Consider the following 21961-nt stretch of genomic DNA (forward strand, 5'->3'; position numbering starts at 1 on the left):
ACGGGCTGCGGCGCACCCTTGGCCGACACTTTGGCCCTGGGGTCGATTGTCGAGCGGCAAAAGCTTCCTGGAATTGCTCTAGTCGCCGAGGTTGAACAGCGTCGATGGATCGGCCGCGATCGGAGGCGCATAGAAGGTCAGCCGTGTCGCGTCCATGAAAAGCAGCGGCTGAACCATCTCTCCGGCAAGGTCGGTGATGCGGTCCTGCAGATCACGCACCCGGTCTTCGTTCTCGGCAGCGAGATCCTTTGTCTCTGACGGATCGGTCGCAAGGTCGAACAGTTCGATCCTTTGCGGCAGCGCCGCCTTCCAGACGAGCTTCCAGTTGTCCTTGCGCACGGCGCCTGCCAGCGGATCGATATTGTAGACGATCTCCGTGCGTGGTGACGGCGTGCCTTCTGTCAGCGATGTCCAAAGGTTGATGCCGTCGAGAGGCTTGTTCTCGTCGAGCGGCGCGCCGGCTGCTGCCGCCAGCGTCGGGTACATGTCGACCACATGGACCATGCCGCGGACTTTTCCCGGCCTGATCATCTTTGGCCAGTTGGCGAGGGCCACAACCCTTGTGCCGCCCTCGTAGAGCGTGCCCTTGCCGTCGCGGTAGGGGCCGTTGTCTGCCGGCAACGCACCGCTGATCTTGCTGTCGCCAGCAAAGAGCGAGCTCGTCACGCCGCCGTTGTCGCTGTGAAAGACGATCAGCGTGTTGTCGCGTATGCCGCGTTTTTCAAGCGCTGACAGAAGCTTGCCGACGCCGTCGTCGATGACGGAGATCATCGCCGCATAGGCGCGGCGGTTCTCGTCGGCAATGTGCTTGTAGCGGTCGAGATACTCTTGCGGCGCCTGGAACGGCGTATGCGGGGCGGTGAAGGCAAGATAGAGAAACAGCGGCGCTGCAGGGTCGTGGCCTTCGACGACGCGCACCGCCTCGTCGCTGAAGAGGCTGTTGTCGAAGCCGGTCTCTTCAAGCGGCTTGTTGCCGCGGTACCAGTCCTTCACGCCGTGCGACGAATGTTTGAAGTGATCGATTTCGCCGACCAAAGCGCCGTAAAACGTGTCGAAGCCGCGCTGTTTCGGCCAGTACTCCGCCTTGGCGTGGCCGAGATGCCATTTGCCGACGAGCGCGGTCCTGTAGCCGGCGTCCTTCATGGCCTGGGACAGCAGATATTCGTCAAGGGCCAACCCGTAGGATCCGGCGGCGGGGATCACGCCGGTCTGCAGGCCATAGCGCAAGGGGTAGCGGCCGGTGAGGAAAGCCGCCCGCGTCGGTGTGCACATCGGCTGGGCGTAGAACGCGTCGAAGACCGCGCCCGTCTCAGCCAGCTTGTCGAGGTTCGGCGTCCTGATGTCGGAGCCGCGAAAGCCGACATCGGCCCAGCCGAGGTCATCGGCGATAATGTAGACGATGTTTGGCGGTCTCGTGCCGTTGGCGCGGGCAGGGGCGGGAGAGAGGCCGCCGATACCTGAGGGTATGCCGGCCGCAAGGGCGATCGCCGCCGCGCCGCCGAGCAACGCCTGCCGACGGGTCAGGCCCTTCCTGTTCCTGGTCGCTCCAACCGTTTCGAGGTCGCGTGCGTTCGCATCTGCGTGGCTCGCGTGCAGTTCAGACATGCGCACCCCCTGGAAAATCGATCCGCCGGACGGCGGATTTTGTCTATTCGATCATTCTAATATCTACACCTCCCGGTAGCGCCGTCAATCGGTTTGGAGCGCAGCTGCGGGTCGGGTTTTGCCTGACGCCAGTTCCGCCGCCGGACGGTTGGACGGACGTGAAAAGGCGCCGGCTGGCGTCAACGGACGCCTTGGCCGACAGGCCGGAGATGGAAGGGAAATCAAGCCGTTCGGTTGCCGCAATGAACGGCTGTTGTTCACGACGCCATGCGACGGAACAACGAGAACGTCATTGTGCGTTGCGGAAATAACATTGCTGCAAGGCAATAATAGCGTCGAGTAATATTCGCGCGTTTCGAGTATATCCTCGAATTTTTCTTCCAAATCCGAAAGATATGTGCTCTCATAGGTTTAGTTGGAAGGAGGATATGCCATGCTCTCGTTCTTCGAGCATTTTGCACTTTTCGACGCCATTATCGTAGCCGCGATCTGCACGCTTCTGATCCTGAGTTACTTCAGCCGAGAGGCGTAGGGCTGAAGGACCGACGAGGCCGAATGCGGCAGGCAGGATCGGAACGCGGCAAGCAGGATCAATAGCTCTTGCCGATGCGGGGAGCAGCAGGGCAATGCCCGGCTTCCGGCTTCCGGCTTCCGGCTTCCGGCTTCTGGCTTCCGGCTTCCGGCTTCTGGCTTCCGGCTTCTGGCTTCCGGCTTCTGGCGGCAGCTTTCGGCGGGCGGCTTCAGGCCGGGCGCATTGCCTCGACATATAGCCAGCGCGTCGGTTCGCTGTCGTAGCCGCCACCGTCTGCCTCGCCGATCTTGACATCCGACCAGCCGGCCTCTTCGAGAAGGCTGCGCAACCCTTCGGCCGAGGGATAATTGTAGTAGCGCCCGAAGCGGTCGTGCCCTTCCGCTTCCCCGGCCTTGAAGCTTGCGTGCAGAAAACCGCCTGGCTTCAGTGACCGGCGAACGCGCATGAGCACATCGGCAAGCTCGGTGCGCGGCACGTGCAAGAGCGACGCCTCGGCCCAGATGCCGTCGAAACGATCTAGCCAAACAATCTCCTGAAACCGGATGACCTCGACCTTGCGGCCGATGCGGATTTCAGCCTCGCGCGCCAGCTCCTGCGAGCCGTCGCAGGCGGTGATATCGAGCCCGGCTTCAAGCATTGCGAGGCTGTCATGCCCACCGCCGCAGCCGAGATCGAGCACGGTGGCGCCGGGCGGGAGCCGATGCACGAAGGCGGCGAGCCGCGCGGTCGGCGGCTTGCGGTCGCGTGCGGCATAGGTCGCGGCATGATCGCGGTAGAAGGCGAGGGTGTCGTCGGGATCAGGGCTTGCCATCGCGGCTCTTTCTATCGGGTGCATCAAAGATGTAGCGGAAAGCGACGCGCCTCGCAGCTCTAGCGTGGTGCGTCTTCTTCGTTCCTTCCTGTCGAACCGTCGGAGCCACTCCCACGATCCGGGGAGACCGATCGCGGCGAATCTGCTTGCTTCGCCGGCACGGTTCCCGGTCTTGCGACCCGGACGATCAGCGACCAGATCTGCGCTGTGGGGAGAGATGACGCCATGAACGATTTCGCGCCGCGGGCAAGGATGCGCCTTTTCGCGTCGGTCTTCATTCTTTCGGCTTTGTTCAGCAATGCGGCGGTGGCCGATGGCGAGCGCGATCCCCGATCCGACCTGCCCTTGGGGTACGAGACTTTCAATGCGCTGCTGGACGCACTGGGGCAGAAGGTAAACGGCGAACCTGCCGCGATGGCGGGCGAACTGCGCGCGCTGGGCTTCAGTTGCGATGTCAATTCCGGAACTTTCCTGTGCGTGCGCTTCAGCTGCCGACGCGGCGTCGCTCTGAGGCAGGGAGCAAGGTTGCAATGGACGGTCAGCCAGGATCGACGTCGGGCTGGCGGCTATGCCGGCCTTCCTCTTGATTTCACCGCAACGCGTGGCTGCGTTCCGGAGACGGAGCGGGAAGCGGCACAGAAGCAGTTTCTCTCCGGCCACAGTGTCCCATGGCGCGCGTATCCATGAGGGAAGGAGGACGGCCAATCCAAGGTCAGCGCTTGTCGATCTACGGCAGCGGCTGCCGCATGTTGCGGATGACGACGGTTGGGCAGATGTTCTATCGCGCCCCACGCCTCATCGTCCGGCAGGAGCGCGTCACCGGCGCCATCGTGCTCGGGCTCGGTTTCCGCTTGCTCTTTTCCGGCGGTGCGGGCGCATCGGCGGTGCGGAGCTGAAGCCGCCCCCGCGCGGTTTTGCCGGGCGGGGGCGGGAAGGGGTTGGCATCAAAGCCTACTGCTTGGTGTTCGACAGCTGGTTCATAATTTCGTCGAGGTTGAAGCTTGCCGGCTTTTGTCGGATCGGGAATTCCTTGAAGCTCGACAGCCATTGCGCAACCACCGCCTGCGAGGGGACGGCGACGAAGGCGCGGTCGAAGAACCACTTTTCGTATTCCATCGATTCATCGCCGCGCTCGAACGGATCCGCCCTCAGGTTGAAGAGTTTCGGCGCGCGCAGATTGGTGAACTCTTCGCGCCAGACGCCGATGCCGGTGCTGCGCTGTTCCTTGAAGACCACCTTCCAGTCCTGGACGCGGACGGCAACCAGTTCGCCGTCGTCGTTCCAGTAAAGGAAATCGCGCCGCGGTCCGTCGTTCACCTCGCCGCGGAAGAAGGGCATGAGGTTGTAGCCGTCGAGATGGACCTTGAAGGTCTTGCTGCCGGCCTGATAGCCGGTCTTGCACTTGGCGACGACATCCGGCTCGCCGGCGGCAGCGCAGAAGGTGGGGATCAGATCATAGTGCGAGAACACTTCGTTGTAGACGGTGTTCGGCTTGATCACGCCCGGCCAGCGAATGCAGGTGGGCACCCGGTAGCCGCCTTCCCAGTTGGTGGCCTTTTCGCCGCGGAACGGCGTGTTGCCGCCGTCCGGCCAGCTCATCACCTCGGCGCCATTGTCGGTGGTGTAGACGACGATGGTGTTTTCGACGAGACCGAGATCGTCGAGCTTCTTTAAGAGCTCGCCGACCATGCCGTCATGCTCGACCATGCCGTCCGGGTAGACGCCTTTGCCGGTCTTGCCCGCGGATTCGGCTTTCAGGTGGGTGTTGACGTGCATGCGGGTGGAGTTGAAGTAGCAGAACCAGGGTTTCTGGGCGTTGTGCTGGCGGTCGATGAAATCGAGCGCTGCCGCCAGGAATTCGCCGTCGACCGTTTCCATGCGCTTCTTGGTCAGCGCGCCCGTATCCTCGATGCGGCCGTCGGCGAAGGAGTGGATGACGCCACGGGGGCCAAAGCGCTTCTTGAATTCCGGGTTCTTCGGGTAGTCGGGGTTCTCCGGCTCTTCCTCGGCGTTGAGGTGGTAGAGGTTGCCGAAGAACTCGTCGAAGCCGTGATTGGTCGGCAGGAACTCGTCCTTGTCGCCCAGATGGTTCTTGCCGAACTGGCCGGTGGCATAGCCCTGCGCCTTCAGCAACTCGGCGACGGTCGGGTCTTCCGGCTGCAGGCCGAGATCGGCGCCTGGCAGGCCGACCTTGGTGAGGCCCGTGCGGATCGGCGACTGGCCGGTGATGAAGGCGGCGCGGCCGGCGGTGCAGCTCTGCTCGCCATACCAGTCGGTAAACATCGCGCCTTCATTGCCGATGCGGTCGATGTTGGGGGTTCGATAGCCCATCATGCCACGGTGATAGATGCTTGGGTTAAACCAGCCGATATCGTCGCCCATGATCATCAGGATGTTCGGCTTGCCACCGGCGGCCGGCGTGGTGGATTGCTGCGCCTGGGTGGCGGTTGCCGAAACCGTGAGGGCGGCTGCGGCCAGCGCACTGCCGCCGAGCAGGAGGTCGCGGCGGCTGACGCTCAGGTGGTCGCCTTGCGGTTCGTTCTGTCTGCTATCGCTTACCGGATGCTTGCTCATGACACATTGCTCCATATCGGCGGGGATAACCGCGGCTTGGACTGACGAAAGGCAATCGGTGGTCGGCGGCGATCCTGCGCCGCCCGCGTGCGGGGAGCAAGGATGTAACAGTTACGTTGCGCCTTGCCTCGCCGCCGGCGGCAGGGCGCGCGGCTCTAACTAACGTTGCGTGAGGCATTTGACGTCGCGTGCAAAGCCGAAAATCGGACGAATTTAGGTCAATAATGTTGACATAAATTAGCCGCCGTGATCCTGTCGCTGGACCGTCCGGAGCGTTCCGTTCTCAAGTGGGTCGCTTGAGGCGAAAAGATGCTCTAGAACGACAAGAATGGAGCTTCCTTCGTGCGTTCATGGTAACGCATGGCGCTCTAAACGACGTGGTGGAGGCGGAGAACCGCTTTCCGCACCAATAATCTCTTGAGGAAACACCCCATGCTGGATTGGGAACATATCTTCGCGACGCGCTCGAGCCGGATGCGCGCCTCGGAAATCCGCGAACTGTTGAAACTGCTCGATCGCCCCGACATCATCTCGTTTGCCGGCGGCATTCCCGATCCTGCGCTGTTTCCGGACGCCGAATTCAAGGACGCCTATGCGGAGATCTTTTCCGGCCCGGCCGTGAGCGCTGCCCTGCAGTATTCGGTGAGCGAAGGCTACAAGCCGCTGCGCGAATGGCTCGCCAAGGAGATGGAAAAAATCGGCATTCCGGCCGGTGCCGACAACATCTTCATCACATCGGGCTCGCAGCAGGGCCTCGACTATATCGGCAAGCTGTTCCTGTCGCCCAACGATACGGCGCTCGTCACCTGGCCGACCTATCTCGGCGCGCTGCAGGCGTTCAACGCCTACGAGCCGACCTATGACCAGCTGAACCCCAACGGCAACCGCACGCCGGAAGCCTACCGCCAGGCGGCAACGGACGCCGGCGGCCGCGTCAAGTTTGCCTATCTCTCTGCCGATTTCGCCAACCCGACCGGCGAAACCGTCGACCGGGCAGGGCGCGAGCGCGTGCTGGCACTGGCCGAAGAACTCGACATCGCCGTCATCGAAGACGCGGCCTACCAGTCGCTGCGCTACGACGGCGAGCCGGTGCCGCCGATCCTTGCGCTCGAAATCGAGCGCAAGGGCGACATCAACAACACCCGCACGATCTATTGCGGCTCGTTCTCAAAGACGCTCGCCCCCGGCCTTCGCGTCGGCTGGGTCTGCGCCTCGGAAAAGGTCATCCGCAAGCTGGTGCTCTTGAAGCAGGCGGCCGACCTGCATTCCTCGACCATCAACCAGATGGCGATCTGCACCGTTGCCGAGCGCGGCTTCGACCAGCAGGTGGCCAAGATCCACAAGGTCTACAAGCACCGCCGCACCGCCATGCTGGCAGCGCTCGAGAAGTACATGCCCGAGGGCGTTTCCTGGACGAAGCCGGAAGGCGGCATGTTCGTCTGGGTGACGCTGCCCAAGGGCATGGACGGTGCCGAGCTGCTGGCAAAGTCGATCGAGACCGCCAAGGTCGCCTTCGTGCCGGGCCGTGCCTTCTTTGCCGACGGATCGGGCGAAAACACGCTGCGCGTCTCCTTCTCCTGCGCCAACGACAAGATGATCGACGAGGGCATCCGCCGCCTCGGCGATCTCATCCGCGGCGAAGCGGCGGCACTCGCTGCTTAAGGCCTCTGGTCGTTCGTTTCTTGAAGACGCGCTCGCTCCTGCGGGCGCGTTTTCTTTTGTCTGGTAAAACCTTCGTGTTTTAGTCAAGATGACGCATTGCTCGATGCGGACCTTTCCGGTAGACAGATTTCCGTGACATGACCGGGCGTATCCCGGCCACGTAAGCGTTAACGTCACTCAACGCGTATGATCGATCGGCTTGAAGCGGCTTCGATCTGCGCGACTGTGTCCTGCGGATCGAGGTTGAAAGCCTCAAAGGACACAAATGGACATCTCTCACAGCTACTCCCAATTCTCCCCGCCGCGCATCGAGCGTGTTCGCCATGAGCTGAAGCGTCGGTCGCTCGTCGTCTCCGGTATCGAGCAGGTGACGCCGGGCATGCTCCGGATCACGCTTTCCGGCGACGACCTCGCGGATTTCGTCAGCCTCGGGGCGGACGATCACATCAAGATCTTCGTGCCCGGCGCTGACGGCACCATGGAGATGCGGGACTATACACCGCGCCGCTACGACAACGATGCGCGCCTGCTGGCGCTCGATTTCGCGCTGCACGAGGCGGGACCCGTGACGGCCTGGGCGATGAAGGCAAAGGTCGGCGATCCCCTGGAGATCGGCGGGCCGCGTGGCTCGGCGGTGATCTCGGGCGATGTCGAACGCCTGCTTCTGATCGGCGACGAAACGGCACTGCCGGCGATCGGCCGACGGATCGAGGAGGCGAAGGCCGGCCAGCGGATCGTCAGCATCGCAGCTGTGACCGGGCCGGACGAACGCCAGAGCTTCCGCACCGAGGCCAGCCTCACATCCCACTGGGCCTATCGCCCGCTGGAGGCAGCAAGCGATCCCGCAGCACTGCTTGCGGCGGTGCGATCGGTGGCGCTCGAACCCGGCACCTTCGTCTGGATCGCAGCCGAAGCCTCGGTGACGCGGGCGATCCGCTTTCACTTCGTCGCCGAACGCGGGCTGCCGCTTCCCTGGTTGAAAGCCTCCGGCTACTGGGTCAAGGGCAAAGCGGACAGCACCGAGAAGTTCGAGTAGGCGCGTCCTTAGCGAACGGATGGCCAAGCGGTTCGAAGAACCGTGCGGCCCTTCCCTGGAGCGTCGCGCGTCGATGCCCAAGGATTTTTGCGTCCTCTGGCGTGGGGCTGGCACCCCACCCGACGGGAAAACTGTCGGGCGGCGGCGTCGGGCAATTGCCTTGCGCTCAAGAGTCAGAACATGTCGCATCCGGTGGCGCGATGATGATCCCGCCGGTTCGGGACGGTCGTGCCCGGTTGTTCGCTTCAAAGGGCAGGGCAGGTTTGGACCTTATCGACGATCAAGCGCAATCCGATCAGCCGACGCCGCGCATGCTTGCCTGGGCGCGCAATTCTGCCGCCTACCGTCTTTCGCGGCAGATGATGACGGAAAAGCAGCTCTTTGACGCCATTTCGCGCAAGGCGCGGGAGAAGTTCGAGGAGATCAGCGTGGCCCAGGTGGAGTTGCTGGCGGCTGCCGCCGTCACCTTCGCCTATGACAACGGCGCGCTCAACGATCAGGCCTATGCCGAGTTCAAGACCCGTTCGGCGGTGCGCGGAGGCAAGTCGAAGCGGGTGATCGCGCAGAAACTCTCCGAAAAGGGCGTCGCCAAGGACGCTGTGGCTGCAGCCGTGGCCGAGGTGGACGACCTCTATGCCGCCGTCGCCCTTGCCCGCAAGCGCGCCTTCGGGCCGTTTCGCAAGGTGGATGTCGACGAGAAGCGCACGGCCAAGGAGCTTTCAGCCTTCGCCAGGGGTGGCTTCAGCTTCGAGATCGGCAAGAAGGTTTACGCGATGTCGCGCGAAGAGGCCGAAGACATCCTGGTTGGCGGGCGTGCGCTTTGACGCCAGGCCGCGCGCGCTCGCAGGCTATTTGAAAGTACGCAATTCCGGACGCAAAACCGTTTCACACTTTTGCTGGAATTGCTCTAAGCGCGCTTCAGCGCCGGGTCGTCGAGTGCGGGATTGTAAAACAGCGACAGCGTCAGGCTGCGGGCGATGCGCTCGGCCGTTGCCATGAACCAGGCCTTGGCCTCGAGGGTTGGCGCGATATCGTCGAGCGTCGCGGAGAAGAGTTCCAGCCATTTCGGGAAGAGGTCCGGCGTCATGTTGGCCACGCCCGTATGCGCCTGCACCGGCTTGCCGCCATAGGCGCCGGTGCGGAAGGCGACGGCCGACCAGAAGCCCTTCATCTTTTCCATGTGCTCCGGCCAGCGCCCGGCAAGCCTGGCGTCAAAGACCGGCCCAAGGTCTGGATGGGCAAGCACACGCGCATAGAACGTATCGACCAGATGGCTGACGAAGGCCTCGTCGATGCCGATTGCCTGCATTTCTCTTTCCGCACGCTCGCGGAGTGCTGCGACATGCGCGGGGCGGCCCTGCAATTCGTTGTTCATCTCGTAACCTTCAGCTTTGGCTCCGACCATATAGGCATTCGGATGGCCGTGCCAAAGGCTGAACGGGCGGTTGCGGCAATCTGTCTGCGGTGACGATCAGCGTTGACGCCTGGCGCCGTAACGGGTGCGGCCCCACACGTCGTAACTGTTACGTACTTGGACAGCCACTCCCTCAAGCGCATCATCCGCACGGTCCTAGACAGCAGTGCGTTTCCGATCGCCTTAACAAGGAGAGTACGATGAGCATGCGTGACGATAACAAGGCCAATCCTGCGATGGCCGAGAACGGGGTAACGGACGTCAGCCGCCGTGACCTGCTTTTGAGCGGAACACTCTTTGCAGCCGCCTCGCTGGTGGCATCCGGCGCGTCGGTTAGCCCGGCCAAGGCCCAGTCGTCCACCTCCTCAAGCGGCAAGCCGCCGAATATCCTTGTCATCTTCGGCGACGATATCGGCATCCCGCAGATCAGCGCCTATACGATGGGCCTGATGGGTTATCGCACGCCCAACATCGACCGTATTGCCGCCGAAGGCGCGATCTTCACTGACAGTTACGGCCAGCAGAGCTGCACGGCAGGGCGCGCCTCGTTCATCCTCGGGCAGGAACCGTTCCGCACCGGCCTGCTCACCATCGGCATGCCGGGTGACCCGCACGGTATCCAGGACTGGATGCCGACGATCGCCGACGTTCTGAAGACCAAGGGCTATTCGACCGGCCAGTTCGGCAAGAACCACCTGGGCGACCACGACGAACACCTGCCGACCGCGCATGGCTTCGACGAGTTCTTCGGCAACCTCTATCACCTCAATGCCGAGGAAGAGCCGGAAGGCTACTTCTATCCGAAGGATCCGGAGTTCAAGAAGAAGTACGGCCCGCGCGGCGTCATCAAGTCGTCAGCCGACGGCAAGATCGAGGACACCGGTGCGCTCAACACCAAGCGCATGGAGACGATCGACGAGGAGTTCCTGGCGGCTGCCAAGGATTACATCGACCGCCAGGTGAAGGCCGACAAGCCGTTCTTCTGCTGGTTCAACTCGACCCGCATGCACGTCTTCACCCACCTGAAGCCGGATTCGATGGGCAAGACCGGCAAGGGCATCCATGCCGACGGCATGGTCGAGCATGACGGCCACGTCGGCCAGCTCCTGCAGCAGCTCGACGATCTCGGCATCACTGAGAACACCATCGTGCTCTACACCACCGACAACGGTGCCGAGATTGCCCTGTGGCCAGATGGCGCCATGACCATGTTCCACGGCGAAAAGGGCACCACCTGGGAAGGCGGCTTCCGCATTCCGATGATGGTGCGCTGGCCGGGTGTCGTGAAGCCGGGCACGCAGATCAACGAGCCGGTGACGCTGATGGACTGGATGCCGACGCTTGCCGCCGCCGCCGGCATCGCCGACGTCAAGGAAGAGATGAAGAAGGGCTTCAAGGGCACGTCGAAGACTTTCAAGGTGCATCTGGACGGCTATGATCTGACCCAGCTCCTGAAAGGCGAGGCGAAAGAGCCGCCGCGTGACTCGGTCTATTATTTCGACCAGGGCGGCAACTTGAACGCCATCCGCTGGAACGACTGGAAGCTGAGCTTCGCGATTGCCAGCCATGGCAACATCGCGACGGCCACGCGTGAGGTACCGAGCTGGGCGCTGATCTCCAACCTGCGCATGGATCCCTATGAGCGGGGGATGGAAGAGGGCGGCGGCGCGATGGACTTCCTCGCGCGCAACATCTGGCTGCTGGTGCCGATCCAGGGCAAGATCAAGGAGTTCTTCGCCGATTTCAACGACTATCCGTTCCAGACGGGAAGCACGCTCAACGCCAGCGGCATCAACTATGGCCTGCTCGCACAGCAGCAGGCGATGAAGCGGCTCGGCGAACTGGAGAGCCTTGCCCCGCGGTAAACGAAATAGGACCCCGCTGCCGGCACGTGCCGGCGGCGGGGACGCTCATCGATCGTACAAGCGGCTGGCGGGGCACCATTGCCTCGAACTTGATGGCCACGCCGCTGTGGGCATCTCACCTGATCCGGGACCTCCATGGATTTTCTCATCTCGCTTGCTGAAGTCAGCATTCCTGCCTTTGCCGCCGTCCCGCTGGTCGGCCAGCTTGCCGCCCATGAAATCGGTTACCGCTTCGGCGTACGCAGCAAGGAGCGGGCGGGCGGCCAGATCGAAAATGTCGGCGTCGTCGTCGCTGGCATGCTGGGGCTGCTTGCTTTCGTGCTGGCGCTGACGCTGTCCTTTTCGACCACGCGCTTTACCGAGCGCCGGCAGGGCACGCTCGCCGAAGCCAACGCGATCGGCACTGCCTGGCTGCGCGCCAGGGCGATCGGCACGCCGGAAGCGCTCGACATCGCCAAGCTGCTTGAAGACTACACCAAGACGCGCGAGGACTTCGTGCGCGCCGGGCGCAACAGCGATGCGCTCGCCAAGGCCAACAGCGACACGTCAAAGCTGCAGCAGCAGATCTGGCAGCGGGTGACGACGATCGTGCAGCAGGACCCGGACCCGGTCACGGCGTCGCTGATGGCGGCCGTCAACGAGACCTTCGATGCGAGCACGGCGGAACGCTACGCGCTGGGGATCCGCCTGCCATGGCAGATCTTCTGGCTGCTGATCGGCGTGATGGTCTTAAGCATGGGCGCGCTTGGCTACCAGTTCGGCCTGAAGGGCCGGCCGGTGCGTTTCCTGATCGTGCTTCTGACGCTGGTCTGGACCTCGATCATCGTCAACATTCTCGATCTTGCATCGGCAAGGGTCGGCAATTTCCGCACCGATACCTCGGTCTACCAGTGGACGCGGCAGGGCTTTTCAGGCACGGCGCCGCCACAGTGAGGTGCAGCTGGGTGCGGCCGTGAGGGCATCGAGCGGTTCGGGCGTTGGTGCCCTGATCGACGGTGATTTCGCGATTGCGCCGTGCGACGCCAGATCATTTCATTGGTTCGTCGAAACAGTGAAATGATCTAACTCTCTGATGTCTGGCAATTCCGGACGGAAAACCGTTCTACACTTTTCCTGGAATTGCTCTAGTTTCCCGCCAAACGTGCGGGACAGGACCATGCGAATTCGACCTGCGGTCAAAAACGACCATGCCGCGCTTTGCGCGATCGACACCGTTGCAGCGACTGAGCCGACGCGAAGCGCCGACATCGCCGGCTGGGTCGAGGCTGGCTGCTGCCATCTGGTCGAGGTCGATGGCGCGGTTGCCGCCTATGGTGTCCTGACGCGTCACTTCTTCGGCAACGCCTTCATCGAAATGGTGATGGTCGGCAATTCCTATCGCCGCCAAGGGGCGGGTGCGGCACTGGTCCAATACTTCCAGGCGATGTGCGCAGGGTCGAAGCTGTTCAGCTCGACCAACATGTCGAACCGCCCCATGCAGGACCTGCTGGTCAAGGCCGGTTTCCGGCCAAGCGGCACTATCGAAAATCTCGACGAGAACGATCCGGAGATCGTTTTCTACAGCCAGCCGCTCGACGGCTGAGGAGACCGGCCTTCGAGGGGGCGGGCAGTCGCAAAAGCCTATGCGGCTTCGCCGAGTTGCGCGAGGTGGCCGACAAGATCGGTGCCCTTGCCGCCGGCATTGATGGTGTCGAAGTATTCGTGCCAGCCGGATTGCGCGATGCCGGAAACAAGGGCTTCCAGTGCCGTCGCGTCCGGGCAGCGCCACACCGCGAAGAAAGTCTGCGATGCCGCATGCAGCTTGGATTGATCGACCTTGCCGAACGTGATCAGTTCCACGCCGAGCGCGGACAGGGCCGGCATGGCGGCATCGATCGCATTGAAGAACTGCTGGCGTCCCTGTCTCGAAAGAGCCAGCCACGCCGGTTTGGCGCTGTAAAGTTCGGTCAGGTAGTGCTGCATCGTCTGCTATCCGTGTATGCGTGTCAGTCTGAAATCGGGAAATTCTGTCGAGAAATCGTTTCATGCTCCTGCAATCGCCGTGTCAACACGCCGGTTGCCGTTGGCTGTGGATGGAGAGTGGACCCGCTGGCCGGAGCGGCGCGTCTGCAACGGTGGCAACGATGATGCAGCGTCTCTTGGCTGGCGCCCCGGACCCACCGTCATGCTCGTGCTTGACCGGAGCATCCAGAGCCGTGGTCTCAAGTGCTGGGCTATGGATCCTCGGGTCAAGCCCCAGGGATGACGGTGGAGAAGGGGGCTCTCGAACAGCTGCCCCCCGTACCGTTGCCCCGGTCTACCGCCCGATCATGCGCTCCTGCATCTCCTCGCCGATGAAGCAATTGTAGCCTGCGCCGTACTGCACGGGCTGGGGCCGCTCGACCGGCTGGAACCGGCTCATGTGCAGGCCGGAGATCTCGGTGACGAGCTTTTTCAGGATGGCCTCGGCGAACTGGCCGGCCTCGGTCACCTTGACCAGAAAGGCGCCTTCGCCGCCGATCACGCATTCGCGGTAGTAGCCGTCGAGGTCGGGGATGGAGGCGGTGTCGGCGTGCATGCGCGGCATGATCGGCAGGCCGTCGATGACGATGCCGAGGGCGACGGTGGAGTTGCGGGCGACCGGGGCGGGGACGCCGGAATTGTTCGGCCCGTCGCCGGAGATATCGATGACGCGGCGGCTTGCCTGGAAAGGAACGAGATCGAACAGCCGCCGCGAAAAGGCGAGCGTGTTGGAAATCGAGGTGAAGGCAATGCGGCGGATCGGCTGCCGGCGCAGGAGGTCGGAATATCGTGCTGCCGTGTCGCGGCCGTCGATCAGCGTCCAGGGGGTGACCTGGACCGCCGAGCCGCCCCATTCGACATAGGTCACGGCGATGCGACCGAGCGGGCCGTTCTCGACGGCGCGGATAAGCGCAGGCTCAAGAAAGGCGGCGACATAGCCCTGCCGTTGCAGGCGTTGCTCGTCGATCTCCATCGAATAGGAAACGTCGATGGCGAGCACCAGTGCGAGGTCCACGCGCAAGGACTGCGCGGAAGTGCTGCCGCTGAGGACACAAGCGCAGGCAAGACATGCGGATCGCAGCTTCATGGCGGCCAGGGCTATTCAGAATCTTCTAAAAAGCCATGCTACGCCGAAACCGCCTGTCTGCAATGGCGGAGCCGCCCCGTCAGCGTTGAAGGCCTGCCAGTAGCGGTCCCAGTGCCTCGATGAGCGGTTCGGGTGAAGCGGGTTCGCCATCCGCCGACCAGGCATTCTGGAACTCCGCGATTTCCAGGCCAACGATCCGGCTTTTGGCAAGGACTTCTGAGGCCGCGCCGAGGTCATCGAGGGTGAGGCCGTCGTCATGGCGATAGTCGGTCGGAACGATACCTGGATTGAGCACGTCGCAGTCGAGGTGGATGTAGACGGGCCTTCCGGCGACCGCGTCCGCCAGCCGTTCTGCAAGATCGGCCCCCGGGCGGATATGCGGGATCTGATGCTTGTCGATGAGCTCGATTTCGAAGGGATCGAGGTCGCGCTGGCCGACGAGGATGACATTGCCGAACGAGAGCCCGTCACCCAGACCGGACTGCCAGAGGCCCAGAGGCCCCGATAGGGCAAGGCCGCCGAGATAGCCGGTGCTGCTGGCATCGGGCGTGTTGAGGTCGCCATGTGAGTCGAACCAGACGACGACGGCATCGTCATGGTGCCTGGCAACGGCAGGCAGGGTTGCCAGCGACACCGCGCATCGGCTCGTCGCCGCTAGCGAGAACGATCCTGCGGCGTAAACCGCGTCGAAGCGATCCTGCATGCTCCGGAGCGCCGGCATCGCGGCTTCGAGCTCGACCGTCCAATGGCCGTTCAGCGCCGGTTCCGGCTCTCCGATCACGACGGTTTCAAGACCGAGCTTTTGCGCCAGATGGGACGCGATGGATTTCGCGCCGGGAATGGCAAGGTCGTTGTGGTCGCCGGCGCGGCCCTGGAAGCAGGTGAGGGCTATTGGCATCGATGGGTGCTCCAGCTCGGTTCGGATGCAAAGGTGCAAGGATGCAAAGCACAGCCGTGGTTGATTTGACAAGGCTGACGGCCGAGCGGCGCGCTCGGCCGTTTCCTTGCGTCACCCGCGGGGTTGAACGGGACGGCAGCGGCCGCTCCGTTCAAAACACCAGCGAGCGGTGCAGTTGCGCGCCGGCCCAGGCGCCGTCACCCACGGCGAGCGAGACCGAGTGGGGCACGCGGCCGACGTCGCCACAGGCAAACGTGCCGGGAACGGTGGTTTCCTTGGCGGCGGTCACCTTGATCTGAAGGCCCATCGGCGTCTCCTCGATCTCGCAGCCGAAGCGTTCGGCGATGTCGCTTGCGGGTGTCGTGCGGGTGGCGACGAAAAGGCCCGCAAATGCCAGGCGGCGGCCGTCGGCAAGGACAACATCGGCGTGGCCCTCGAGGCGCGCGATCGGGGTCTCCTCGATAGTAACGCCGCGCCTTGCTAGATCGGCGCGGGCGTCTGCGTCAGGCGTGACGAAGCCATTGGTGAGGACGGTGACCTTGCCCCATTCGGTGATGAGTTGCGCCTGGTGGATCGACATCGGGCTTGACGCAATGACGGCGATCTCGCCTTCGTTCAGCTCGTAGCCGTGGCAATAGGGGCAATGGAAGGCGCTTCTGCCCCAGCGCTCGGCAAGGCCGTCGATTGCGGGCAGGCCGTCCTTGACGCCGGTCGCGAAAAGAAGGCGTCGACCTTCGTGGGTGGAGCCGTCGCTGGTGGTGACGGTGAAGGCATCCTTTTCGCCCGAGACCGTCTCGGCGCGGCCGTCGACCCAGGTCAGCGTCGGGTAGGCGAGCAGCTGCTTGCGCGCGGTGGCGGCGATCTCCGCGGGGTCGACGCCGTCCTGGCCGATGAAGCCGTGCGAATGGCTGGCAAAGCGGTTGCGGCGAATGCCCTCGTCGATGATCAGCACCCGCCGGCGGGCGCGCAGAAGCTGGAGTGCTGCGGCCATGCCGGCGTAGCTGCCGCCGATGATGATGACGTCCTGTTGCATGGTTCTTCCTTTCGGTTGCGCAGGGGCGAACCCACCGGCACCTTGAACCAGTGTCTCGACCCGAGCTTTGGGCAATGGAATTCCAGCCGGAAAACCGCGTTTCGCGGCTCCGGGAATGTCTGTCGTATCGGGATCGATCACGCCGTGGCGTGGATCAATCGGCTGCTGTCATTGTGATCGAAGCCGGTGCCGCCGCGCGAAATCCTCGGCGAGATCGGCAAGGGTGACATGGGCGAAGCGCTCGAGCAGCAGCGCCTCCGCCTCGGCAAAGGCGGTGTCGAGGGCAGCGTTGACCGCCTGCTCGACGAGGCAATCCGGCATTTCCTGCCGGTTGCCGATGGCAAAGATCGCGGGCTCGCCGAGTGTCTCGTGCAATTGCCTGAGCGTTACGGTCGCAAGATCGGCGGTGATCGCCCAGCCGCCGGCATGGCCGCGGGCAGAGGAGACGATGCCGGCCTCCCTGAGGAAGCCCATGGTGCGGCGCATGACGACAGGGTTGGTGCGCAAGCACAGGGCTAGCTCGTCTGAGGTCATGGGGGCGCCGCGCTCGGCCATGTGCAGCAGCGCGTGAAGGACGGAGGAAAGGCGGCTGTCTTTTTTCATGTAACTTCAATTATTACGAATCGTTCCGCGATGCAAGAGGTTGGCGCTTGCGGCTTTGCCGCCAGCCGTAACTGTTACGTACTTCCATCTCGGGCGGGCGAGAGGGTAGATTGCGACGGTTCAGTGGGCTGAAAGCAGGCGCCGCAGGTCCCGTCGCATCCCGCGACTGCGCTGGCTTCGCCGAATGGGAGGATCAAGATGCTTCGGGTTGCCTTTGCAGCGCTTGCGCTGCTTGCCGGGACAGCAGGTGCCGTTGCACAGGACTATTCGCCCGAAAAGCTTCAGCATCGCGCCATCGAGCGCCGGGCGACCGAAGCGGTGATCTGGGGCATGCCGGCGGTCAACGCCGATCTGATGCTGCAGGAGGCGCTGTCGAAGACCAAGGCCAAGGTCAACGAGATCGTCTACTGGTCGAAGCCGGCCAACTGGAAAAACCAGACGCTGACGCCGAACCCGGACTCGATCTATCTCATGTCCTTCTGGAACGTGCAGGACGGGCCGATCGTCATCGAAATCCCGCCGGCCGAAGGCGGCGCGATTGCCGGCAACATCGTCAACGCCTGGCAGATGCCGCTCGAAGACGCGGGGCCGGAAGGCGCGGACGAAGGCAAGGGCGGCAAGTACCTGATCCTGCCGCCGGACTACATGGGCGAGGTGCCCGAGGGCTTCATCCCGCTCCGGTCCGACACCTTCACCGGCTTTGCGCTCCTGCGCTCCAACCTCAAGAGCCACAGCGACGCCGATATCGAAAAATCGGTCGCCTATGGCAAGACGATCAAGATCTATCCGATGTCTGCGGCCGGAAAGCCGCCGGCAACGACCTTCGTCGATGCCTATGACGTGCTGTTCGACAGCACCATCCGCTACGATGCGAGCTTCTTCGACAACCTCAATCGCGTCGTGCAGACCGAGCCCTGGCTCAATCGCGACCGGGTGATGATCGACCAGCTGAAAACGCTCGGCATCGAGAAGGGCAAGCCGTACCAGCCGACCCCGGAAACCCGGAAAATCCTCGACGCGTCCGCCCGCGAGGCACAGGCGCTCCTGTCGGAGCGCTACGATCAGGGCTTCCCCGTGATCAACGACGGTATCCGCTGGTTCCCGGCGGCGGTGGCCGAGATGGTGAAGGCCGCCCAGGGCGGCTACGACGATCCCGACAGCTATCCGGTCGACGCCCGCGGCGTGACCTATACGCTCGGCTTTACCGGCATCAAGCGCCTTGGCACGGCGCAATTCTACCTGATGGCCAACAAGGACAAGGACGGCAATGCATTCGATGGTGCCGCCAACTACCGCCTCGTGGTGCCGAAGGATGCGCCGGTCAAGCAATACTGGTCGGTGACGGCTTACGACCGCGAGACGCACGCGCTGATCCGCAACATGGACAAGGCGAGCGTCGCCTCGATCGGCGAAGGCGTGAAGAAGAATGCCGACGGGTCGGTCGACGTCTATTTCGGCGCGAAGGCGCCGGCGGGCAAGGAGGCCAACTTCGTGCCGGTCGATCCCGCCCGCAAGTTCGAGCTGCTGTTCCGGCTCTATGGCCCGGAGAAGCCGTTGTTCGACAAGAGCTGGAAGCTGCCTGATGTCGAGAAGGTGCCCTGACGCGTAAGGACGGGACGCCGCCTAAGGGCTCCTTTTGCCGCGAACGAAGCACTTGGCTTGGATCGTTTCGACGGGATTATCGCGTTGTCTTGCGGGCTGTTCCTTGGCTGGTTTTGCCTGCAACTTCCGCCTACTTTTTTCCATGATCTGCAATCATGACTGTTCCTGCTGGCGCCGTGTTGCGGCCCATACAGGGGGAACTTTCAATGATCTCAGTTCGTGTCGCCAGCCTCATGGCCGCTCCGCTTTTCTTGATGCTGATCGCGCCGGAAGCGTCCGCCTGCACGTGTGAGGGCCGAGAGCTTGGCAAGCCGGAAAAAACCTCTGCCGAGAAGTTCGCAGAGGCCGACTTGGTCGTTAAAGGGCGCGTGAAGACCGTGACCTATGGCGTCGAGTTCGCGAACCCGGATGAGCCGGACATGCCGTTCCGAATGGCGCGCGGCGAGATCGATATCAAGGCGGTGCTGAAAGGCAGCTTCAAGGAGAAGACGATTTCTGTCTTCACCGGGGTCGGCAATGGCGACTGCGGTCGTCTCGGCGAGTTCATCGGGCAGGCCGTCTACTACCACCACGACAAATTCGGTGAATTCGAACTTGGGCTGAGCAAGGGCGAAATCGACGGTAAGACAATCTACATGACGTCGATCTGCGACTACATCAAAGGACCTGGGGACGACGAGCAGGCGCCGTAAGGTACGCCCGGCTGATCCGGAGACCGCGAGAAAAATTGCATGTTTTTGGCATCAGATCGGGTAGGTTTGCGAGAGACTGCAGGGACGTGAGGAGCGAGCATGTGCGGACGCGTCTATCTGAAGACCAATCTTGAAGGGTTGCTGCGCGCCTTCGGCTTTGCCGGACGCGGCAGCGTCGAAGCGATTGCCAATCAGTTCCCGCGCTATAACGGCGCGCCGACTTTGATCTATCCGATCATCATCCGCGACGTGATCCGTGATCCCGATCTCTTCGGCCCGGTGTTCGTCTCGGCGCGCTGGGGGCTGATCCCGAGCTGGACCAAGGATCCGAAGGCGGGCAGGCCGCTCGTCAACGTGCGCTCAGACACGATCGCGTCGAAATTCCGCTCGTCCTACCAGCGCCGTCGCTGCCTGGTGCCGATCGACGGCTTCTTCGAATGGAAGGACATCCACGGCACCGGCAAGGACAAGCAGCCCTATGCCATCGCCATGAAGACGGGCGAACCCTTCTGCCTTGCCGGCATTTGGGAAAGCTGGCGCAACCCCGATACCGACGAGGACATCCGCACCTTTGCGATCGTCACCACCGACGCCAACGAGATGATGGCCGACATCCACGACCGCATGCCGGTGATCCTGCACCCTGAGGACTACGAGCGCTGGCTTTCGCCTGAGCCGGAGGCGCCTGATCTCATGAAGCCGTTTCCGCCTGAGCTGATGACCATGTGGAAGATCGGAGCCAAAGTGGGTTCGCCGAAGAACGATACGCCGGATATTCTCGATCCGGTGGATTGAGGGGAGCCGCATGTAAAGTCCCTCGACAACTTATCGGCGATCTGGTTACGTACGGTTGCACAATGGAAGAAGGCTCTGGGGCTTACGGTGACGAAGATTAGCAAGGTGGCGGACGAAGGTAAAACACCCGTCCATAGGATGAAATGCTTTGTCATGATGCCAATTTCGGACGTTGATGGTTATCCATCCGGACACTTCGGCGAGGTTTACCACCAACTTATCCGGCCGGCGGTCGAAGCTTCTGGTTACGAATGTCATCGCGCCGACACAACAAGCGCTGCGCACATGATACAGCTAGAAATTGTTACATTGGCGGCAACTGCAGACTTGTGTATATGCGACCTATCAACCGCTAATCCCAACGTCCTATTTGAGTACGGCATCAGACAAGCGTTCGATAAGCCTACGGTCTTGATCCGCGACGACCGCACGCGAAGATTGTTCGACGTTACAGGTTTCCGTGACATCGAATACGACTCCACTCTGAGAATTGCGAACACGCTTGCATCGCGAGAAAAGATTCAGAATGCGATAGGGGAGACCGCAGCGGCCTCCGAAGATGGAAAGCAAATCTTCTCCCTAGTGAAGCTCATGCAATTAACTCGGGCCGCCACCTTGCCAGATGTAAATCTTGACCCTGTTCAGGCCCAAATCCAGCTTCTAGCCAAGAAAGTCGAAACACTATCTTTGTCTGTGGCTGATAGCGTTCGTCCGGTCCGCAGAGCGAACACAAGAGCAAGCGTTGGACTCAGTGTAACGGGAGGCGCGGTCGAAGTTCGGAGCGGGGGAACGGGTATCGTTAAGACGGACGAAGGAAGGATGTTTGCTTTCGGATCCATGAAGGAACTGTTTGACCTACCATTCATCGAAGCTCTTCCTTCGAAGGAGCAAGAACATCTCCTCAACGTGTTGGTCGAGCACGAATACCTAAATTACGCCAAGTAACCATCGTGAGCCTCAAGAACTCTTCAACGGCTTGATTAACTGGGCCATTGGTTATGAGGTTCCGTGAACGAGCCGCGTCACTGGAAGGCAACGACTTTGATCTACCTCCTTCGCCACGGCGAAACGGTCTGGAACACGCTCGGTCGCTTCCAGGGGCAGATGGATTCGGCCCTGACCCGGCGGGGTGTCGAACAGGCGAACCTGGTGGCAAGGCTGCTTCATCAAGAAATCGCTGCCACCGCGCAATCCTTCGAGCTTCATATCAGTCCGCTTGGCCGGGTGAGGGAAACGGCGGAGCGGGTCCGGCGACTGCTGCCGCTCGAGGCTCGCGAAGATGTCAGGCTGATGGAGGTTACCGTCGGATCCTGGGATGGCATGACGCTGTTCGAGATCGACCAGGAGTTTCCCGGCATGCTCGATCGTTCCGACGCTTTCGACTGGTACTTCCGCTCGCCGGACGGAGAGAGTTTTGACGCCGCCTGCATCAGGGCGAAAAGTTGGATCGCGGATATCCGCAGGCCAACCGTCGCGATCTCGCACGGGCTGTTCGGCCGGTTGCTGCGCGGTGTCTATTGCGGCCTGTCACGGCGGGAAATGCTGGAACTGCCAGTGCCCCAGGACGGGTTCTATCGCCTTTCGGATGGACAATGCCATCGCATCGATATGGCCGCCTCGGGCGTTCCTGCCCAATAGCCATCGACGGCCATCGATGCATCGTTTCTGAAGCATTGTCTAAAATAGGTAGGAGATCGCCGCGCCCTGCGATAGTATTTGTCCTGTAATCTCCCTGGTCCGGACGTCCGGAT

22 protein-coding genes are annotated in these 21961 nt (G+C 62.4%); 13 read left to right on the forward strand and 9 right to left on the reverse strand.

Annotation, left to right across the window (positions count from 1 at the left end):
- Positions 1–78: 78 nt before the first annotated feature.
- Positions 79–1605, reverse strand: a complete 1527-nt coding sequence (locus tag VGO04_RS10260) for an arylsulfatase (RefSeq protein WP_327495844.1) — start codon at positions 1603–1605, stop codon at positions 79–81.
- A 740-nt stretch (positions 1606–2345) separates the two neighbouring features.
- On the reverse strand, positions 2346–2948 hold the full coding sequence (locus tag VGO04_RS10265; protein WP_327495845.1) for a class I SAM-dependent methyltransferase: 603 nt from the start codon (positions 2946–2948) through the stop codon (positions 2346–2348).
- A 225-nt stretch (positions 2949–3173) separates the two neighbouring features.
- On the opposite strand from VGO04_RS10265, the gene VGO04_RS10270 reads away from it, so the two are divergent.
- Entirely contained in the window at positions 3174–3635 is a 462-nt protein-coding gene (locus VGO04_RS10270) for a hypothetical protein (RefSeq protein WP_327495846.1), read from the forward strand.
- A gap of 32 nt (positions 3636–3667) precedes the next feature.
- A complete protein-coding gene (locus VGO04_RS10275) occupies positions 3668–3844 on the forward strand; it encodes a hypothetical protein (protein ID WP_327495847.1) in 177 nt (58 codons plus the stop codon).
- Between the two features lie 55 nt (positions 3845–3899).
- Here VGO04_RS10275 and VGO04_RS10280 read toward each other — a convergent pair whose 3' ends face one another.
- Positions 3900–5522 carry an arylsulfatase gene (locus VGO04_RS10280; protein ID WP_327495848.1) on the reverse strand — a complete coding sequence of 541 codons (1623 nt, stop codon included), beginning with the start codon at positions 5520–5522 and terminating at the stop codon, positions 3900–3902.
- 432 nt (positions 5523–5954) lie between these two features.
- Between VGO04_RS10280 and VGO04_RS10285 the strand changes: the two genes are divergently transcribed.
- From VGO04_RS10285 to recX, 3 genes are all read left to right on the forward strand, one after another.
- On the forward strand, positions 5955–7184 hold the full coding sequence (locus VGO04_RS10285) for a PLP-dependent aminotransferase family protein (RefSeq protein WP_327495849.1): 1230 nt from the start codon (positions 5955–5957) through the stop codon (positions 7182–7184).
- A gap of 265 nt (positions 7185–7449) precedes the next feature.
- Positions 7450–8220, forward strand: a complete 771-nt coding sequence (locus tag VGO04_RS10290; protein ID WP_327495850.1) for a siderophore-interacting protein — start codon at positions 7450–7452, stop codon at positions 8218–8220.
- 263 nt (positions 8221–8483) lie between these two features.
- Positions 8484–9044 carry a recombination regulator RecX gene (gene recX, locus VGO04_RS10295; RefSeq protein WP_414650527.1) on the forward strand — a complete coding sequence of 187 codons (561 nt, stop codon included), beginning with the start codon at positions 8484–8486 and terminating at the stop codon, positions 9042–9044.
- Between the two features lie 83 nt (positions 9045–9127).
- Here the strand turns inward: recX and VGO04_RS10300 are convergent, their stop codons facing one another.
- Positions 9128–9595: a truncated hemoglobin gene (locus tag VGO04_RS10300; protein ID WP_327495851.1), complete on the reverse strand. Its 468-nt coding sequence runs from the start codon at positions 9593–9595 to the stop codon at positions 9128–9130.
- Positions 9596–9834: 239 nt separating this feature from the next.
- Between VGO04_RS10300 and VGO04_RS10305 the strand changes: the two genes are divergently transcribed.
- The 3 genes from VGO04_RS10305 (at position 9835) to VGO04_RS10315 (ending at position 13081) form a co-directional block, all read left to right on the forward strand.
- On the forward strand, positions 9835–11499 hold the full coding sequence (locus tag VGO04_RS10305) for an arylsulfatase (protein WP_414650528.1): 1665 nt from the start codon (positions 9835–9837) through the stop codon (positions 11497–11499).
- Between the two features lie 135 nt (positions 11500–11634).
- Positions 11635–12432 (forward strand): hypothetical protein, encoded by a 798-nt coding sequence (locus VGO04_RS10310; RefSeq protein ID WP_327495852.1) that lies wholly within the window; start codon positions 11635–11637, stop codon positions 12430–12432.
- Positions 12433–12655: 223 nt separating this feature from the next.
- Positions 12656–13081, forward strand: a complete 426-nt coding sequence (locus VGO04_RS10315) for a GNAT family N-acetyltransferase (RefSeq protein ID WP_327495853.1) — start codon at positions 12656–12658, stop codon at positions 13079–13081.
- A gap of 38 nt (positions 13082–13119) precedes the next feature.
- Here VGO04_RS10315 and VGO04_RS10320 read toward each other — a convergent pair whose 3' ends face one another.
- The 5 genes from VGO04_RS10320 to VGO04_RS10340 all read right to left on the reverse strand — a co-directional run bounded on the left by VGO04_RS10320 (position 13120) and on the right by VGO04_RS10340 (position 17121).
- Positions 13120–13461 (reverse strand): DUF6616 family protein, encoded by a 342-nt coding sequence (locus VGO04_RS10320; protein ID WP_327495854.1) that lies wholly within the window; start codon positions 13459–13461, stop codon positions 13120–13122.
- A gap of 334 nt (positions 13462–13795) precedes the next feature.
- The gene (locus VGO04_RS10325; protein ID WP_327495855.1) at positions 13796–14515 is read right to left on the reverse strand and encodes a DUF1194 domain-containing protein; all 720 of its coding nucleotides are present in this window, start codon (positions 14513–14515) and stop codon (positions 13796–13798) included.
- Positions 14516–14666: 151 nt separating this feature from the next.
- Complete coding sequence (locus tag VGO04_RS10330) at positions 14667–15485, reverse strand: arginase family protein (RefSeq protein ID WP_327495856.1); 819 nt, start codon at positions 15483–15485, stop codon at positions 14667–14669.
- 151 nt (positions 15486–15636) lie between these two features.
- Positions 15637–16518 carry an NAD(P)/FAD-dependent oxidoreductase gene (locus VGO04_RS10335; protein ID WP_327495857.1) on the reverse strand — a complete coding sequence of 294 codons (882 nt, stop codon included), beginning with the start codon at positions 16516–16518 and terminating at the stop codon, positions 15637–15639.
- Positions 16519–16686: 168 nt separating this feature from the next.
- Positions 16687–17121 carry an Rrf2 family transcriptional regulator gene (locus VGO04_RS10340; protein WP_327495858.1) on the reverse strand — a complete coding sequence of 145 codons (435 nt, stop codon included), beginning with the start codon at positions 17119–17121 and terminating at the stop codon, positions 16687–16689.
- 198 nt (positions 17122–17319) lie between these two features.
- Here VGO04_RS10340 and VGO04_RS10345 point away from each other — a divergent pair, with 198 nt between their 5' ends.
- The 5 genes from VGO04_RS10345 (at position 17320) to VGO04_RS10365 (ending at position 21848) form a co-directional block, all read left to right on the forward strand.
- Positions 17320–18723, forward strand: coding sequence for a DUF1254 domain-containing protein (locus tag VGO04_RS10345; RefSeq protein ID WP_327495859.1), 1404 nt, complete (start codon positions 17320–17322; stop codon positions 18721–18723).
- A 206-nt stretch (positions 18724–18929) separates the two neighbouring features.
- On the forward strand, positions 18930–19415 hold the full coding sequence (locus VGO04_RS10350) for a hypothetical protein (RefSeq protein ID WP_327495860.1): 486 nt from the start codon (positions 18930–18932) through the stop codon (positions 19413–19415).
- 99 nt (positions 19416–19514) lie between these two features.
- Entirely contained in the window at positions 19515–20210 is a 696-nt protein-coding gene (locus VGO04_RS10355; RefSeq protein ID WP_327495861.1) for an SOS response-associated peptidase, read from the forward strand.
- Positions 20211–20297: 87 nt separating this feature from the next.
- On the forward strand, positions 20298–21155 hold the full coding sequence (locus VGO04_RS10360; RefSeq protein WP_327495862.1) for a hypothetical protein: 858 nt from the start codon (positions 20298–20300) through the stop codon (positions 21153–21155).
- Positions 21156–21251: 96 nt separating this feature from the next.
- Positions 21252–21848 carry a histidine phosphatase family protein gene (locus VGO04_RS10365; RefSeq protein ID WP_327495905.1) on the forward strand — a complete coding sequence of 199 codons (597 nt, stop codon included), beginning with the start codon at positions 21252–21254 and terminating at the stop codon, positions 21846–21848.
- Positions 21849–21961 lie beyond the last annotated feature (113 nt).

Origin of the sequence: Ensifer sp. (assembly GCF_035999185.1) — a bacterium.
In the GTDB taxonomy this organism is placed as follows: domain Bacteria; phylum Pseudomonadota; class Alphaproteobacteria; order Rhizobiales; family Rhizobiaceae; genus Ensifer.

What these genes read in the sequence shown, in the direction of transcription:
- VGO04_RS10260 (WP_327495844.1), bottom strand. Translation starts at nt 1,605, where the DNA reads ATGTCTGAACTGCACGCGAGCCACGCAGATGCGAACGCACGCGACCTC.
- VGO04_RS10265 (WP_327495845.1), bottom strand. Translation starts at nt 2,948, where the DNA reads ATGGCAAGCCCTGATCCCGACGACACCCTCGCCTTCTACCGCGATCAT.
- VGO04_RS10270 (WP_327495846.1), top strand. Translation starts at nt 3,174, where the DNA reads ATGAACGATTTCGCGCCGCGGGCAAGGATGCGCCTTTTCGCGTCGGTC.
- VGO04_RS10280 (WP_327495848.1), bottom strand. Translation starts at nt 5,522, where the DNA reads ATGAGCAAGCATCCGGTAAGCGATAGCAGACAGAACGAACCGCAAGGC.
- VGO04_RS10285 (WP_327495849.1), top strand. Translation starts at nt 5,955, where the DNA reads ATGCTGGATTGGGAACATATCTTCGCGACGCGCTCGAGCCGGATGCGC.
- VGO04_RS10290 (WP_327495850.1), top strand. Translation starts at nt 7,450, where the DNA reads ATGGACATCTCTCACAGCTACTCCCAATTCTCCCCGCCGCGCATCGAG.
- VGO04_RS10300 (WP_327495851.1), bottom strand. Translation starts at nt 9,595, where the DNA reads ATGAACAACGAATTGCAGGGCCGCCCCGCGCATGTCGCAGCACTCCGC.
- VGO04_RS10305 (WP_414650528.1), top strand. Translation starts at nt 9,835, where the DNA reads ATGAGCATGCGTGACGATAACAAGGCCAATCCTGCGATGGCCGAGAAC.
- VGO04_RS10310 (WP_327495852.1), top strand. Translation starts at nt 11,635, where the DNA reads ATGGATTTTCTCATCTCGCTTGCTGAAGTCAGCATTCCTGCCTTTGCC.
- VGO04_RS10315 (WP_327495853.1), top strand. Translation starts at nt 12,656, where the DNA reads ATGCGAATTCGACCTGCGGTCAAAAACGACCATGCCGCGCTTTGCGCG.
- VGO04_RS10320 (WP_327495854.1), bottom strand. Translation starts at nt 13,461, where the DNA reads ATGCAGCACTACCTGACCGAACTTTACAGCGCCAAACCGGCGTGGCTG.
- VGO04_RS10330 (WP_327495856.1), bottom strand. Translation starts at nt 15,485, where the DNA reads ATGCCAATAGCCCTCACCTGCTTCCAGGGCCGCGCCGGCGACCACAAC.
- VGO04_RS10335 (WP_327495857.1), bottom strand. Translation starts at nt 16,518, where the DNA reads ATGCAACAGGACGTCATCATCATCGGCGGCAGCTACGCCGGCATGGCC.
- VGO04_RS10340 (WP_327495858.1), bottom strand. Translation starts at nt 17,121, where the DNA reads ATGAAAAAAGACAGCCGCCTTTCCTCCGTCCTTCACGCGCTGCTGCAC.
- VGO04_RS10345 (WP_327495859.1), top strand. Translation starts at nt 17,320, where the DNA reads ATGCTTCGGGTTGCCTTTGCAGCGCTTGCGCTGCTTGCCGGGACAGCA.
- VGO04_RS10350 (WP_327495860.1), top strand. Translation starts at nt 18,930, where the DNA reads ATGATCTCAGTTCGTGTCGCCAGCCTCATGGCCGCTCCGCTTTTCTTG.
- VGO04_RS10355 (WP_327495861.1), top strand. Translation starts at nt 19,515, where the DNA reads ATGTGCGGACGCGTCTATCTGAAGACCAATCTTGAAGGGTTGCTGCGC.